The 15,325-nt window shown below is 58.5% G+C and carries 14 protein-coding genes; 10 read left to right on the top strand and 4 right to left on the bottom strand.

Annotation, left to right across the window (positions count from 1 at the left end):
• Positions 1–165: 165 nt before the first annotated feature.
• The 3 genes from F6X24_RS03575 to F6X24_RS03565 all read left to right on the top strand — a co-directional run bounded on the left by F6X24_RS03575 (position 166) and on the right by F6X24_RS03565 (position 4,213).
• Positions 166–594 carry a hypothetical protein gene (locus tag F6X24_RS03575; RefSeq protein ID WP_151086654.1) on the top strand — a complete coding sequence of 143 codons (429 nt, stop codon included), beginning with the start codon at positions 166–168 and terminating at the stop codon, positions 592–594.
• 1,035 nt (positions 595–1,629) lie between these two features.
• Positions 1,630–3,507 carry a single-stranded-DNA-specific exonuclease RecJ gene (gene recJ, locus F6X24_RS03570; protein ID WP_191906443.1) on the top strand — a complete coding sequence of 626 codons (1,878 nt, stop codon included), beginning with the start codon at positions 1,630–1,632 and terminating at the stop codon, positions 3,505–3,507.
• A 94-nt stretch (positions 3,508–3,601) separates the two neighbouring features.
• Positions 3,602–4,213 (top strand): 3'-5' exonuclease family protein, encoded by a 612-nt coding sequence (locus F6X24_RS03565; protein ID WP_151086653.1) that lies wholly within the window; start codon positions 3,602–3,604, stop codon positions 4,211–4,213.
• Positions 4,214–4,275: 62 nt separating this feature from the next.
• On the opposite strand, the gene F6X24_RS03560 is transcribed toward F6X24_RS03565, so the two are convergent.
• The 3 genes from F6X24_RS03560 to F6X24_RS03550 all read right to left on the bottom strand — a co-directional run bounded on the left by F6X24_RS03560 (position 4,276) and on the right by F6X24_RS03550 (position 6,327).
• Positions 4,276–5,109: a TPM domain-containing protein gene (locus F6X24_RS03560; protein ID WP_229725321.1), complete on the bottom strand. Its 834-nt coding sequence runs from the start codon at positions 5,107–5,109 to the stop codon at positions 4,276–4,278.
• Positions 5,106–5,567, bottom strand: a complete 462-nt coding sequence (locus F6X24_RS03555; protein ID WP_151086652.1) for a TPM domain-containing protein — start codon at positions 5,565–5,567, stop codon at positions 5,106–5,108. The genes F6X24_RS03560 and F6X24_RS03555 overlap by 4 nt, the downstream gene beginning before the upstream one ends.
• A 142-nt stretch (positions 5,568–5,709) precedes the next feature.
• Positions 5,710–6,327 (bottom strand): LemA family protein, encoded by a 618-nt coding sequence (locus F6X24_RS03550; RefSeq protein WP_151086651.1) that lies wholly within the window; start codon positions 6,325–6,327, stop codon positions 5,710–5,712.
• Positions 6,328–6,570: 243 nt separating this feature from the next.
• On the opposite strand from F6X24_RS03550, the gene F6X24_RS03545 reads away from it, so the two are divergent.
• Complete coding sequence (locus F6X24_RS03545; RefSeq protein WP_151086650.1) at positions 6,571–7,584, top strand: sugar phosphate nucleotidyltransferase; 1,014 nt, start codon at positions 6,571–6,573, stop codon at positions 7,582–7,584.
• Positions 7,585–7,604: 20 nt separating this feature from the next.
• Here F6X24_RS03545 and panC read toward each other — a convergent pair whose 3' ends face one another.
• Positions 7,605–8,447, bottom strand: coding sequence for a pantoate--beta-alanine ligase (gene panC, locus F6X24_RS03540; protein WP_151086649.1), 843 nt, complete (start codon positions 8,445–8,447; stop codon positions 7,605–7,607).
• Positions 8,448–8,563: 116 nt separating this feature from the next.
• Here panC and F6X24_RS03535 point away from each other — a divergent pair, with 116 nt between their 5' ends.
• The 6 genes from F6X24_RS03535 (at position 8,564) to F6X24_RS03510 (ending at position 15,109) form a co-directional block, all read left to right on the top strand.
• Positions 8,564–9,379 (top strand): glycogen/starch synthase, encoded by an 816-nt coding sequence (locus F6X24_RS03535; protein ID WP_151086648.1) that lies wholly within the window; start codon positions 8,564–8,566, stop codon positions 9,377–9,379.
• Between the two features lie 219 nt (positions 9,380–9,598).
• The gene (gene glmS, locus F6X24_RS03530) at positions 9,599–11,434 is read left to right on the top strand and encodes a glutamine--fructose-6-phosphate transaminase (isomerizing) (protein WP_151086646.1); all 1,836 of its coding nucleotides are present in this window, start codon (positions 9,599–9,601) and stop codon (positions 11,432–11,434) included.
• A gap of 151 nt (positions 11,435–11,585) precedes the next feature.
• Positions 11,586–11,969: a RidA family protein gene (locus F6X24_RS03525; RefSeq protein ID WP_151086644.1), complete on the top strand. Its 384-nt coding sequence runs from the start codon at positions 11,586–11,588 to the stop codon at positions 11,967–11,969.
• Between the two features lie 96 nt (positions 11,970–12,065).
• Positions 12,066–13,613: a glutamate--tRNA ligase gene (gene gltX / locus F6X24_RS03520; protein WP_151086642.1), complete on the top strand. Its 1,548-nt coding sequence runs from the start codon at positions 12,066–12,068 to the stop codon at positions 13,611–13,613.
• Between the two features lie 131 nt (positions 13,614–13,744).
• Complete coding sequence (locus tag F6X24_RS03515) at positions 13,745–14,158, top strand: hypothetical protein (RefSeq protein WP_151086640.1); 414 nt, start codon at positions 13,745–13,747, stop codon at positions 14,156–14,158.
• Positions 14,159–14,326: 168 nt separating this feature from the next.
• Positions 14,327–15,109: a TIGR00266 family protein gene (locus F6X24_RS03510; RefSeq protein ID WP_151086638.1), complete on the top strand. Its 783-nt coding sequence runs from the start codon at positions 14,327–14,329 to the stop codon at positions 15,107–15,109.
• Positions 15,110–15,325 lie beyond the last annotated feature (216 nt).

The following is a 15,325-nucleotide window of genomic DNA, read 5'->3' as shown; positions in this document are numbered from 1 at the left end:
AGGAAATCACCTGCATTTAGTATTAATAAATCTGAATGTATTTGAAAGAGCGGGTTTATAACGTTTGCTGAACGTTCGTTTAAAAAATGTGACAAGCTCATCTATAACATTAGTCCATCCCTACTAGGTCAAAAGTGGGATTCCGTTGAGCTCTACCTTTGTTAAGTGACTAAGCTTTATTTAGATATCGACGGTGTGCTGCTTACAGCTAAGCATACCCAGGCAGCCCCAGGAGTGGCGGAACTGGTTGACTTTGTGACGAAGTATTTTGACTGCTACTGGTTGACTACGCACTGCAAGGGAGACCAGGCCACCACAATACGATACCTCGCATCGTACTTGTCACCCAGCACCTTAGCTCAACTCGACCACGCCGTGCAGCCCACGAATTGGGATGCGTTGAAAACGGAGGCTATCAACTTAGCAGAAGAATTCTATTGGCTGGAGGACCGACCCTTTCAGGCTGAAATCGCCCAATTGGAGGCGGCAGGCGTAGCGAACCGATTGCTAGTAGTGAATCTTGATGTGCCTCAGGCATTGAGCTTGATTCAAGCCACCTTACAACAGGTACTGTCTAATGAAAAAAGTCATTAGCAAATAGGATTTTTGGTAAGGTAGTGGTCGGCTTCTTTCTCCTTTGGTTCCTTGGAATAGTTGATTAACGTAACATCTCGTCGAAGACACTCCTCGGAAAAGTGGCAGTTTTTGGCCTCCTTCCGGGGCGCGGCCGGCGTGGTACTTTGGATTACCTTAGACCCACCTCTCCGACCAAATTCGACCATCTATGCTTTCCCGCTTGCGCGTCCTCTTTGCCGCGCCACACATTGATGCGGCCGGTCACCGAGTGCTGGTCCTACCTCGTTTCTTTGGCCTACTTGGCGTAGCTAGCGCCGTGGGCGGCGCGACCATTCCCCTATCCGTGCTAGCCTCACCTGGGGCAGTCCACGTCGGGCTAGCTTGGCTGGGCCTACTGTTTTTCACCGTGCCAGGGCTCTATTTGGTCCTCGGTACGTATGTGCACCGCGTCACGCTGACACCAATGGGGCTGCAAGAGCGGGGCTGGTTCGGCGGCGTGACCACATTGCGTTGGGCGCAGTTGCAGGCGATACATTTCCACGCGTTGAGCCAGCGGTTAATCCTATCGGATGGCCGTCACAGGGTGCACTGCCACGTGTACTTACTCGGATTCGAGGTGCTCGGGCAAGCCTTGAGGGACCACCTAGAGCTAACTGGTGAGGATTTTGCACTCCCGTGGCATCGCTTGCCGACTGAATGAGTTTAGCTAAACGGTCTTCCAAATGAGATAAAGCCCTTTTACATTCTGTAAACGACCGTTTCCAATACGTAAAAGCTATAATGCTCCTCAAACACTGCCTTACTCCTGAACGCAGGAATCAGTCAGGAATAGGGAGTGAAGCAGCCGTCGGGCTTATAGCTTAGCTGAAAAAGGTAAACATGAGGGCCAGCGCCACGATGAACACCAGATACATCAAGCCATCGGACAAAATATACTGGCGGTAGCGCTGATAAAACTCGCGGAGGCGATGCATAGGACCGGGGAAGGGGCCCGCCGAAGGTACGTCGGCTAAATTTTGCGTACTTTTGAGGCTATTCCTGTTCGATAAATTAATGGCTGTTATACCGCTCAAGCGCTGGATTTTTGCGCCCTCGCCCGACCCCGCGGTGGTGGCCGGGCTGGGGCAGGCGCTGGGCCTCAGCCCGGTACTGGCCCGCCTGCTGGTGCAGCGCGGCATTGAAACCCCGGCTGCGGCCCGCGATTTTTTTGAGCCCGACCTGGCTAAGCTGGCCTCGCCCTGGCTGATGTGTGACATGGACCGCGCCGTGGCCCGCCTGCGCCAGGCCATTGACGGGGGCGAGAAGCTGCTGGTGCTGGGCGACTACGATGTCGATGGCATTACGTCGGTAGCCCTGATAATCAGCTACCTGCGCCCACTGGTAGATGCGCCCCATACCCCCGAAGAAGAAAGCCGCCTGCAACCCTACATCCCCGACCGCCACCGCGAAGGCTACGGCATCTCGATGCAGGCCGTAGACTATGCCCGGCAGCAGGGTGTAGGGCTGATAATTGCGCTCGACTGCGGCGTCAAGGCCGTGGAGCAGGTAGCGTATGCCAATACGCTGGGTATCGACTTTATAATCTGTGACCACCACCTGCCGGGCGAAGAATTGCCGCCCGCCGTGGCGGTGCTCGACCCCAAGCGCCTGGATTGCAGCTACCCGTACCCCGACTTGTCGGGCTGCGGCGTGGGCTTTAAGCTGTTGCAGGCGTTTACCGAGAAGCTCAACCTGCCGCTTGCCCCACTTTATGCCCAGCTCGACCTCGTAACGGTGAGCATTGCGGCCGATGTAGTGCCCGTAACCGGCGAAAACCGGATTCTGGCCGCTCACGGCCTGCGCCGCTTCAACGTAACGCAGGCCGCGGCCTTTGCCGTGCCGCAGGCCTCGGCCCTGGCCTCGGCCGATACCCTCGACGGCCCCGCCCCGCTGCTGAGCTTACTGTCTGCTACCGCCAGCGAAGGGTTGCGCCCTGGCCTGGCGGCGTTGCACGAGCTGGCCACCCCGCGCCAGGGGCCGTTGAGCCTTAGCTCCCTGGTGTTTGGGTTTGCGCCGCGCATCAACGCTGCCGGGCGCATGGGCGATGCCCATCGTGCCGTAAATATGCTGCTGGCCTCTACCCAGCAGGAGGCCCGCTACACGGCCGAAGTCGTAGACCACATGAACCAGGAGCGCCGCCTCTCCGATGCGCGCACCACCCAGGAAGCCCTGGCGCTGATTGCCGAAGACCCCGCCGGGCCTACGGCCCCCGCCACGGTGCTTTACCAGCCGCACTGGCCGCAGGGCGTGCTGGGCATTGTAGCCTCGCGCTGCCTCGACCAATACTACCGGCCCACCGTTATCCTCACCGAGCGCGACGGCCTGGCTACCGGCTCGGCCCGCTCCGTATCGGGGTTTGATGTGCACGAGGTGCTGGAGGCCTGTGCGCCGCTGCTCCGGCAGTTTGGCGGGCACAAGGCGGCGGCCGGCCTGGCGCTGCCCATCGAAAACGTGCCGGCTTTCCGCGAGCAGTTTATGCGCGAGGTAGCGGCCCGGCTGCCCGTGGGCCAGCTGCCGGTACGCCCCGTTGAAATAGATGCGGAGGTAGATTTTACGCAGCTTACTGAGGAGTTTCTGGGGCAGCTGGGCCGCCTGGAGCCCTACGGGCCCGGCAACCCCGCGCCCATATTTGCCAGCTACGGCGTGCGGGCCGTGCCCGGCTCGGTACGGCCGGTAGGGCAGGCCGGCCATCTTAAAATCAGGCTGATGCAGCCGGGCAAGTCGCCGGGTATGGTGCTCGAAGCTATTGGATTTGGGCTGGGCCACTACCTAACCCGCCTGCTCGAAACCCCCGATACCGAGATTGGCGTGTGCTATACCCTGGAAATGAATGAGTTCAGAGGGCAGCGCACCTTGCAGCTGCGCCTGATTGACCTGCGCTGGGGAGAGTAAATCGATGGTTAATTCGTAAATGGTTAATGATTAATAGGCGTTAAAACACATAGCTATATTAACTATTAATCATTACCCAATTACCCATTAAAAAATGCGCTACCTCTCGCTCGACCTCGAAACCAGTGGCTCCGACCCGCTTCGCCACCAGGTATTAGAGCTGGCTGCCGTAGTGGAAGACACCCGCCGCTCGGCCACAACGCCGCTGGCCGAGCTGCCGGCCTTTCGCCGGGCGCTGCGTTACCGCGAGCTGACGGGCACGCCCGGCGCCCTGGCCCTGAATGCCCGCCTGCTACAAGAGCTGGCTGATAAGGGCAACGCCGGGGCGGCCGACATCTGCCAACCCGAGGAGGTACTGGCGCAGCTGCGGGAGTTTCTGCTGGCTAATGGTTTCAAAACCAATAAGCAGGACTGCGTGAGCGTCACGCTGGCCGGCAAAAACGTGGGCACCTTCGACCTGCTTTTTCTGCGGCAGCTACCGGGCTGGGGCACGCTGGTAAAAGCTGAGCCGGCCGTACTCGACCCGGCCGCATTTTACCTCAATTGGCACAAAGACTCGCGCCTGCCGAGTATGCTCATCTGCCAGGCCCGCGCCGGCGATGCCGAGCCCCACGTAGCCCACGAGGCCCTGGCCGACGCGCTGGAGGTAGTGCGCCTGTTGCGACCCTTCTACGAGCGGCCAGCTTATAAAATGGGTAATGAGTAATGAGAGCAATGAGGGTGCTGTCGTTCCGCTTTATTAAACGACACTACCCTCATTACTTATTTCTACCAGCTGCCGCTGGCGCCGCCGCCGCCACTGCTGCCGCCCCCGAAGCCGCCAAAGCCACCCCCGCCTCCTCCACCACCGCCGAAGCCGCCCCCGCCGCCAAATACGCCCCGGCCACCGGAGAAGTCACCGAAGATGATGGGCGCAATGAAGCCGCCGCCCCGACCACCCCGGCCGCCGCCACCCCGCGAGCGCAGAATGAAAAACAGCACGAGCACCCCGATAATTATCCAGAACCCCGGCCCGGAGCCCGAGTTATCGCGGCTGCCGCCCTGGCGCTGCGCATCGGCCGGGTCGGCCTTGTACTCGCCTTTTGCCAGGGCAATAAGCTGGTCGGTGGCCCGGTCGAGGCCCGCGTAGTAGTTTTTCTGCTGGAATGCCGGCACCAGCGTATTGCTGATGATACGCTTGGCCAGCGCGTCCGGAATGGCCCCCTCCATGCCGTAGCCGGTTTGGATGCGCGCATCGTGCTCCTTAACGGCAACCAGCACCAGCACGCCATTGTCTTTGCCCTTGCGCCCAATGCCCCAGCTTTCGTACAGCTTCTGGGCATAGTCGGCAATGTCGTTGCCATCGAGCGTCGGCACGGTAACTACGGCAATCTGCGACGACGTGCTGTCGTTGTAGGCTACCAGCTTTTGCTCCAGGGCCGTTACTTCCTGGGGTTGCAGCAGCCCGGCCAGGTCATTTACCAGGTGCGGCGGGTCGGGGCGGGCGGGCACGTTCTGAGCATGAGCGCTCAGGCTTAGTGCCAGCCAGAACAAGAGAAGCCCAAGCCCGGCTACCAGGCGCGAGGCAAGGTGCCGTGGCTGCATAATAAGCAGAGAGTTCATTGGCCTGGGGTGGATGGAATATCGCTTCCGTAAGATATATCGTCGTCGAGCTCATTGACATCGGTAGCCGCATCGTAAGGAAATAGCTGCCGCAGCTGCTCGCCCACCAGCCGGATGCCCCGCTCGAGTCCGGTTACGTATTGCTCCTGCCGAAAATGGCCCACCACGGTTTCCTTCACGTCTTCCCAGAAGTCGTCGGGTACCGACGAGTTGATGCCCGCATCGCCCACCACGGCAAACTGCCGCGTTTGCCAGGCCAGGTAAAACAGAACCCCATTGCGGAGCTTGGTGTGGTGCATCTTCAGCTCGGCAAATACCTGCGCGGCCCGGTCAAGGGGTTCCGGCGTCGGGCATTTGTCTTCCAGATGGAGCCGTATTTCGCCCGAGGTGCGCAGCTCAGCGGCCTTAATGGCGGCCACGAGTGCTTTTTCCTGCTCGGGAGTAAGGGGATGAGTCATGGCAGAGAAATAAGGTAAAAGTTAGGAGTTATGAGTCAAAAAAGTAAAAGTTAAGAAGCTGGCGGGAGGGGAGTTGGCAAAGAAATTCTTGGTTGCCTTCTCTGCCCGCAGCTGCTTAACTTTTAACTCACAACTGTTAACTCTACTTGCTGCCGGCCGGCGTGTTGCCGCCGCTCATGTCGCCAAAATCAACTTTGGGCGCCTCCTTGGCGGCAGGGTCGGCCTCAAAATAGCCTTTGGCCGGGAAGCCGAACATACCCGCAAAGAGGTTGTTGGGAAACGAGCGGGTGAACGTATTATAGTCGTTTACGCTCTCGTTGAACTTGTTGCGCTCTACGTTGATGCGGTTTTCGGTGCCTTCAATCTGGGCTTGCAGCTCCTGAAAGTTGGCATTGGCTTTCAGCTCGGGATAATTTTCGGATACCGCCAGCAAGCGGCCCAGGCCGGAGGAAAGCTGGCTTTGGGCGGCCTGAAACTTCTGAATATTCTCGGGCGTCAGCTGGTCGGCCGACAGCTGCACGCTCGTCGCCTTGGCCCGCGCCTCCATAACCCCTTCGAGGGTCGACTTTTCGAAATTAGCGGCACCCTTTACCGTATTTACGAGGTTAGGAATAAGGTCGGAGCGTCGTTGGTAAGCGCTCTGCACATTGGCCCACTGGGCTTTAACGGCCTGGTCGCGCTGCACCATGCCGTTGTAGCCGCACGATGACTGCGAGAGCAGCGTGACCATGGCGGCGAAGTAGAGAAGAAGGCGTTTCATAAGAGAAAGAAAGAAGTGAGGGAAAAAGAACAAGTATCTTAGCCGGCTGTGGCTGCCAACCTGCTGCCAGCGCCGAACTCCGGCCGCCGCTGGTAGTTTAGTAGCTAGCGGCCGGCCAAAGTACGCAAGCTCACCTTTACCGTTGTGCTAGCGGCGGTTTCATGCCCATCTTTCAGCCGGCTTACGCGGGCTTTGGCCCGGTACGCGCTAGCTATTTATCGTCTTTTCTCCGTTTTCCCTCTAGTGAAAGCCATTATTCCTGTTGCTGGCATTGGCTCGCGCCTGCGCCCCCACACCCACACCCAGCCCAAGAGCCTGGTACCGGTGGCTGGCAATACCATTCTGGGCCACATCATCGACCGCCTACGTGGGGCGGGCCTCACCGAGTTCGTATTTATTATTGGCTACCTGGGCGAGAAAATCGAGCAGTACGTGCGCCGCAACTATCCCGAGCTCAACTCCACCTTTGTGGTGCAGGAGCCGCGCGAAGGCCTGGGCCATGCCCTGTGGGTAGCCCGCGAAACCTTCCGCCACGACCCCGACGGTGTGCTCATCATGCTCGGCGATACCATTGTCGATATTGATTTGCGAGCGCTACTTCGCCAGCCCGGCTCGGTGCTGGCCGTGAAAGAGGTGAAAACGCCCAGCCTGTTTGGCCTCGTCGAAACCAACGCCGCCGGCGAGGTCAGCCGCGTAGTGGAAAAGCCCCGCATTCCGAAGTCGAATTACGCGCTGGTGGGCCTCTACAAGATTGCCAATGCCGAAAAGCTGGCCGAAGCCCTGGAGTGGCTGCTCAGCACCGGCCGCCGCACCCATGAGGAGTACCAGCTTACCGATGCGCTGATGCACCTCATTGAGGAAGGGGAGCCCATGCGCACGGCCGCCGTCGATAACTGGTTTGACTGCGGCCGCAAGGAAACACTGCTCGAAGCCAATGCCCGGCTGCTCGACCAGCCCGAGTTTCGGCAGGTGCGCGAGTATCCCGAGTTTCCCGACACGGTCATTATTCCGCCGGTGAGCATTGGCGTAGGCTGCCGCATCGAGCACGCCATCATCGGCCCCAATGTGGCTATCGGCGACCGCACCATTATCCGCCACACCATCGTCAGCGACAGCATCATCGGCTCGTATTCCGAGCTCAGCTCGGCCGTGATGAGCGACTGCATTGTGGGCTCCGACGCCTCGTTCAGAGGGTTGAACCACAGCCTCAATCTCGGCGATAACACCGAAATCGATTACAGCCAGGCCCGGCAGTAGCGCAAAGCGCCGGCTTTGCGCTACACCACTACATTGTCAATCAGCCGCACACCGTCCAGGTGGGCCGCCACGCACAGCACTACGGGGCGGCCGGCCTCATAGTGAGCAAGCGGCTGCAATGTTTGAGCGTCAGCCACTTCAAAATACTCGGTATTGAATTCTGCTGACTGCTGCAACTCAGTATATGCGTTAGTCTGGACTTCGGTTGGCGCCACGCCTTGCCGCACTTGCTGAGCAGCGGCTTGCAGCACTTGATAAAGTACTGGCGCCACAGCCCGCGCCTCGGGCGAGAGGCGGCGGTTGCGCGATGACATAGCTAGCCCGTCGGCCTCGCGCACGGTGGGCGCCACCACTAATTCCAGGTCAAACGACAAGTCAGCAATAAGCTGACGCACAATAGCGACCTGCTGAAAATCCTTCTGCCCAAAATACGCCCGGTGCGGTCGGGCCAGGTGAAAGAGCTTGCTGACCACCGTGGCTACGCCATTGAAATGGCCAGGGCGGTGGGCGCCTTCCATCACGCGCTCCAGGGGCCCAAAATCGAAGCGTAGCACGGTGGGCTGCGGATATATTTCGGCCACGCCGGGCATGAAGAGGGCCGCGCAGCCCGCGCCGGCCAGCAGGGCCGTATCCTGTTCGGGCAGGCGCGGGTAGAGGCGCAGGTCGTCGGGGTTGTTAAACTGCGTCGGATTAACAAAAATGCTGGCGATAACCTCATCGCACTCAGCCGCTGCTGCTTGCACCAGCTGCAGGTGGCCAGCGTGCAGGGCGCCCATGGTGGGCACCAGGCCCAGGCGTCGGCCCGCCCGGCGGTTGGCCTCCGCGTAGGCCCGCAGCTCGGCGGCGGTAGTAAAAATATGCATCAAGCTAAGAGATAATACGATACATCTGAGCGAATTTTATTGAAAATTCGGGAAAAAATGCGTAATTTTGTGGAGCCAATCTATGGCCTGTTACCAAATCCTTTAGTCAATCCGTTATGTCGAAGTTGCGCATTCTGTACGCGGCCACCGAAATAGACCCCTTTCTCCAGACTACGAAGGTAGCGGAGCTGCTGCGCCGCCTGCCGGCCGGAATGCAGGAGTCAGGAGCTGAAATCCGGATTTTTGTGCCGCGTTTTGGCATCATCAACGAGCGCAAGAATCGGCTGCACGAAGTGGTTCGCCTCTCGGGCATCAACATTGCAGTTGGCGACGACGAAAAGCCGTTGGTAATTAAGGTGGCATCCATTCCGACTGCGAAGCTACAGGTTTATTTTATCGACAACGAAGATTACTTCCACCGCAAATCGGCGCTGGTTGATAAAAACGACAAGTTTTACCTCGATAATGACGAGCGCGCCATCTTCTTCTGCAAGGGTGTGCTCGAAACGGTAAAGAAGCTCGGCTGGTCGCCCGACATCGTGCATTGCAACGACTGGATGACCTCGCTCATCCCGCTCTACCTGAAAACGACTTATAAGAAGGACCCGGTTTTCAAGGATGCCAAATCGGTATTTACAGTATACAACAACGAGTTTCTGGACAAATTTGAAGGCAATCTGGTCGAAAAGGCCAAGATGCTCGACATCGACGACCAGATGCTCACCGCGCTCAAGTCGGCCGATTTTTCGGGCTTCGTAAAGCTCGGCATGGAGTACGCTGATACGGTGGTACGCTCCGACGAAGATTTTTCGGATAACCTCAATGGCCTGTTTAAGGAATACGCCCTCAACAACCGCCTGAGCCAGGTAGCGGCCGACGAAAATCTACTGTCCTCGTATCAAGCCCTCTACGATGAATTGGCTGCCAATTAAGCAGTAAGCCAGCTGGCTGCTGGTTGAGCGGCTCCGTCGTAACTTTGTTATCCCCACCGGCCGCTGGCCTCGCTTTGGGCGGAGCCAGCGGCCGGTAGCGCTTTATTAAATCAGCGGAGGTTAAAGGCCAGCCTGGTTTTGAAATTGCCAGACACCCGCGAGTTGGCTGGTACCGGCGAAAAAACTTTATCTTAAACTTACATTTTTGTTCTCCTGCACATGTGCGGTATTGTAGCATATCTGGGTCATCGTGAGGCCTGCCCTATTATCCTCAAAGGACTACACCGCCTCGAATATCGCGGGTATGACTCGGCCGGCGTGGCGCTGCTCAACGGCGACTTGAGCGTGTATAAAAAGAAGGGTAAGGTAGCCGACCTCGAAGCCTTTCTGACAGATAAGGACACGCACGCTACGGTGGGCATGGGCCACACCCGCTGGGCTACCCACGGCGAGCCCAACGACGTAAATGCCCACCCGCACTACTCTACCTCGGAGCGGATTGCCATTATCCATAATGGCATTATTGAGAACTATGCGGCGCTGAAAACGCACTTGCAGAAACAGGGCCACGTATTTCACTCCGATACCGATACGGAGGTGTTCGTCAATCTCATCGAAGATATTCAGACGAACAATGCCTGCTCGCTGGAAGAGGCTGTCCGGCTGGCGCTCCACGAAGTAGTTGGGGCCTACGCCATCGTAGTGCTAAGCAAAGATGCCCCCGACCAGCTTATCGCAGCCCGGAAAGGCTCGCCGCTGGTTATCGGCATCGGCGAAGGCGAATTTTTTGTGGCCTCCGATGCTACGCCAATTATTGAATATACAAATGAGGTAGTATATGTAAATGACTATGAATTGGCGGTGATTCGTGATGGCCAGCTGGCCATTCGCTCGCGCGAAGACGTAGTGCAGACGCCCTACATCCAGCGCCTGGAGCTGGAGCTGGACAGCATCGAAAAAGGTGGCTATGAGCACTTTATGCTCAAGGAGATTTTCGAGCAGCCTCGTTCTATCCTCGACTCCATGCGTGGCCGCCTGGAGCTGGGTGGCAGCCATCTCAACATGGCCGGCTTCCGGGCCTATGAGCAGAAGTTTGTGAATGCCCAGCGCATCATCATCGTGGCCTGCGGTACGAGCTGGCACGCCGGCCTGGTGGCCGAGTACCTGATTGAAGACCTGGCCCGCATTCCGGTAGAAGTAGAGTACGCGTCAGAATTCCGCTACCGCAACCCGGTTATCTCGGAGCGCGACATCGTGATTGCCATCTCGCAGAGCGGCGAAACGGCCGATACGCTGGCGGCCCTGGAGCTGGCCAAGAGCAAAGGCGCTACAATATTCGGTATTTGCAATGTAGTAGGCAGCAGCATTGCCCGCGCGACCGATGCGGGCGCTTACACGCACGCCGGCCCCGAGATTGGCGTAGCCTCTACCAAGGCCTTTACGGCCCAGGTAACGGTGCTGACGCTGCTGGCCATGTGCATGGGCCAGCGCCGGGGCACGCTCTCCGATACCAAGCTGCGCGAGCTGGTAACGGAGCTGCACAACATTCCGACTAAAGTGGAAAAGGCCCTTAAGCTCGATGCCGAGATTCAGCTGATTGCCGAAACTTTCAAGGATGTGCCCAACTTCCTGTATCTGGGCCGGGGCTACAATTTCCCGGTGGCGCTGGAAGGGGCACTTAAGCTAAAGGAAATCAGCTACATTCATGCCGAAGGCTACCCCGCCGCCGAGATGAAGCACGGCCCCATCGCCCTCATCGATGAGAGCATGCCGGTGGTGGTTATCGCTACCAAGGATAGCTCGTACGAGAAGGTGGTAAGCAACATTCAGGAGGTAAAAGCCCGTAAGGGCCGCATCATTGCCGTCGTAACGGAAGGCGACACAACCATTCCGGCTATGGCGGAGTTTGTTATTGAGGTGCCCGCAACCTCGGAAGTGCTGATGCCGCTCGTGTCCGTTATTCCGCTGCAGCTGCTGAGCTACCACATTGCCGTGCTGCGCGGCTGCAACGTAGACCAGCCCCGCAACCTCGCCAAGTCGGTGACGGTAGAGTAGGCTTATTAATGTGAAAATGCGGGGAATGTGGAAGAGGTGAAAATATTTTGGCATAGTTAGCCAGGCATTTTCGCTTCCACATTCCCCTTTTTGCGTTTCAGCCGGGCATTTTCACCTCTTCCGCATTCCCCATATTTTCACATTTCCCAAAATGTCTCACCAAGTTATCCTCACCGACCAGGCGCCCGCGCCTATTGGCCCTTACAGCCAGGCTATTAAAGCCGGCAGCACCGTGTATGTATCGGGCCAGATACCACTAAGCGCCGCCGGCCAGCTCGTGGGCGAAGGCGACGTAGCCGCCCAAACCCACCAGGTGCTGCAAAATCTCACGGCCGTGCTAAAAGCCGCCGGGCTGGCGCTCACCGACGTAGTAAAGTGCTCCATCTTCGTAAAAGACCTGAGTAACTTCGGCACTATCAACCAGATATACGGCACGTATTTCGACGAAGCCACCGCCCCGGCCCGCGAAACCGTAGAAGTGAGCCGCCTGCCGCGCGACGTAGAGGTGGAAATCTCCTGCATCGCGGTAGGGTAGGCTGGGCAGTAAGCTTTAGCCTGCCGTTGGGTTGGTAACGGACTATTCGACCGGCGGCAAGCTAAAGCTTACCGCACAAGCTACCTTTGCGGCATTATGAGTAACCGACCTGTCCGGGTGCGCTTTGCCCCTTCGCCCACCGGGCCGCTGCACATTGGCGGCGTCCGCACGGCGCTCTACAACTACCTGCTGGCCCGCAAGCTGGGCGGCACCATGATACTGCGCATCGAGGATACCGACCAGAATCGGTTTGTGCCCGGCGCCGAAGACTACATCCGCGAGAGCCTCGAATGGGTAGGCATTGAGCTGGATGAAAGCCCCTGGAAGGGCGGCCCGCACGCGCCCTACCGCCAGAGCGAGCGCAAGCCCATGTACCGCGAATACGCCGACCAGCTTATCCGCGATGGCTACGCCTACTACGCCTTCGACACCCCCGAGGAGCTGGACGTGATGCGCGAGCGCCTGCAGGCTGCCAAGGTGCCCAACCCGCAATACAACAGCATCACGCGCGCCCAAATGCGCAACTCGCTCACCCTGCCCGAAGACGAGGTAAAGCAGCTGCTGGAAAGCGGCGCGCCCTACGTTATTCGCCTCAAGGTGCCGCGTAAGGAGGAAGTGCGCTTTCAGGATATGATTCGGGGCTGGGTGGTGGTGCACTCGTCGGCCATCGACGACAAGGTGCTGATGAAGTCGGATGGCATGCCTACCTACCACCTGGCCAATATTGTGGATGACCACCTGATGGACATCTCGCACGTTATCAGGGGCGAAGAGTGGCTGCCCTCGGCCCCGTTGCACGTGCTGCTGTACCGCTACCTGGGCTGGGAAAAGACCATGCCGCAGTTTGCCCACCTGCCGCTGCTGCTCAAGCCCGACGGCACCGGCAAGCTCAGCAAGCGCGACGGCGACCGCCTGGGCTTCCCGGTATTCGCTCTGGAGTGGCGCGGCACCGACGCCGAAACCGGCGAGCCGACCCTCAGCAAAGGCTACCGCGAGGAAGGCTACCTGCCCGAGGCGCTGGTCAATTTTCTGGCCTTCCTGGGCTGGAACCCCGGCACAGCGCAGGAGATTTTCTCGATGCAGGAGCTGATTGAGGCCTTTTCGATTGAGCGCGTGAGCAAGTCGCCCGCCAAGTTTGACCAGGCGAAGGTAAAGTGGTTCAACGAGCATTACCTGCGGGCCAAGTCCGACGCCAAGCTGGCACCTTATCTGCTGCAAGCATTAGCCGAGCACGATATTGCCTGCGACCGGGCCAAAGCCGAGCAGATTGTGGGCGTGATGAAAGAGCGCGTCAGCTTCCCGCACGATTTCTGGCAGGAAGCCAAGTACTTCTTCGATGCTCCGATGGAGTATGACCCGGCGGTGGTAGCCAAAAAGTGGAACCCGCAGGTGAGTGCTGCCCTCCTTGCCTATGCCGATGCACTGCCCGCCAACTCGGAGCCCAGCGCCAATGCGGAGGTGCTGAAGGCATTATTTAACCAGACGATGGAAGCCCAGGCGCTGAAGCCCGGCCAGGTGTTGCAGGCCCTGCGCGTAGCCGTGACCGGCGCCGCCGCTGGACCCGACCTGTTCGAAACGCTGGCAATTCTGGGTAGCGGCGAGGTAGCCGGCCGCTTGCGCATGGCCGTGGAGCGCTTGGGATAAGCCCAGGGGTTGGCTTCGGCCAAAAACCTTTGTTGGAGGCCGCGCCGTATGCGTATACGGCGCGGCCTTCTGTCGTATAAGGCGGTGCTTGCTTTCACCGGTAATTCGTTAACCGCTCTCCGTATTCTGTTATGGCCAAAAAACCCACTAAACCCAAGCAAAAAGCCCCCGAACCCGAAAAAAAGGCGCGCGTCCATAAAGAGCTGGAAGGCTTCGAAATTGGGGTAAATCCGCTGGGTGAGATAACTTCCAACTACTCCATCGAGCAGATAAATCAATTTCTGGGCCGCCACGTGCGCGACAAAAAAATAGTGCACCGCGAAGGTCAGTTTGGCGAAGACGCTCAGGCCAAAACTGCCGCCGAAGCTGCGCGCCTGGCGCAGGAGGACGATGAGGTATTCCCCGTGGCAGATAGCCAGCAGGACGAGCCCGAAGAAACCGACGAGGACTTCATGAAGCGCACCAGCCGCGAAGCCAAGCGCAAAAAGACAGTCGGCAACGAAGCCGATGAAGCCGCCGAAACCCGCCTTGAGTTGCCCGAATAGGCTATAAAGAAGGTGTTTCGCTAGCGTACTAAGCAGCCCGCTCTTCACCGGTTTCTGTGGCGTCTCTGTAGACACTGGGCGGCCATTCCAGCAGGTTCCTATGTTTGCGGGCTCCTACAAATTGGGTGAAGCGCTACATTTGCGCTTCATCCTAACTTGCTTGTACCCGTGCGCTCCCACGACGTTGACTACCGTATTCTTGGCTCCGATATTCAAGTGCTCGAAGTAGAGCTGGACCCGCAGGAAACCGTTATCGCCGAAGCCGGCGCCATGGTGTACATGGAGGAAGCGATTGCCTTTGAAACCAAGATGGGCGACGGCTCAACGCCTGACCAGGGCTTGCTGGGTAAGCTGTTTTCGGCGGGTACCCGGCTCATCACGGGCGAAAGCTTGTTTATGACCCATTTTACGAACCGTGGCAACTATGGCAAGTGCCGGGTTGCTTTTTCGGCCCCTTATCCGGGCACTATTATTCCCGTCGACCTGAGTACCCTACCCAATGGCCTCATTGTGGAGCGGAGCGGCTTTCTGGCCGCTGCCCGGGGTACTCAAATCAGCGTGCATTTCAACCAGCGGCTGGGCGCGGGCTTTTTTGGCGGCGAAGGCTTTATCCTGCAAAAGCTCACCGGCGATGGCAAAGCCTTCGTGCATGCCGGCGGCACCATCATCGAGAAGCAGCTTCACAACGAGCTGCTGCGCGTTGACACGGGCTGCATCGTCGCCTTTGAGCCCGGCATCGAGTTCAGCGTGGCCCGCGCCGGGGGCTTAAAGTCGATGATATTCGGGGGTGAAGGGCTGCTGCTGGCGACGCTACGCGGCACGGGCCGCGTCTGGATTCAGTCAATGCCCGTCAAAAAGCTCATTCAGGCCCTGGCTCCCTGGGGTGGCAATGCCAAAAAAGAAAGCGGCACCGTATTGGGCGGCCTCTTCGGCAGCCTGCTCGACGAATAACGGGCGCTACTTAATACTAACCAGGTAGGCTGCCACTACCACACCAGCTACTAGGGCAATGCTTAATAGGACGATAATCAGCAGGATACGTCGAGCGGGAGCTCGCGCGGCCTCCAGTTGCTTAGCGCCGTTGAAAGAGGAGCGCCGGTAGCGCCGGTAGCGCCGGGAGCTCCGCTCAGTTGATTTGAAGTAAGGAGAGGCCATTGAGGCGCAGTA

This window comes from Hymenobacter baengnokdamensis (assembly GCF_008728635.1).
GTDB classification, from domain to species: Bacteria; Bacteroidota; Bacteroidia; order Cytophagales; family Hymenobacteraceae; genus Hymenobacter; species Hymenobacter baengnokdamensis.
The sequence above is the reverse complement of the archived record's forward strand: the minus strand, read 5'-3'. Positions and strand labels throughout refer to the sequence as shown.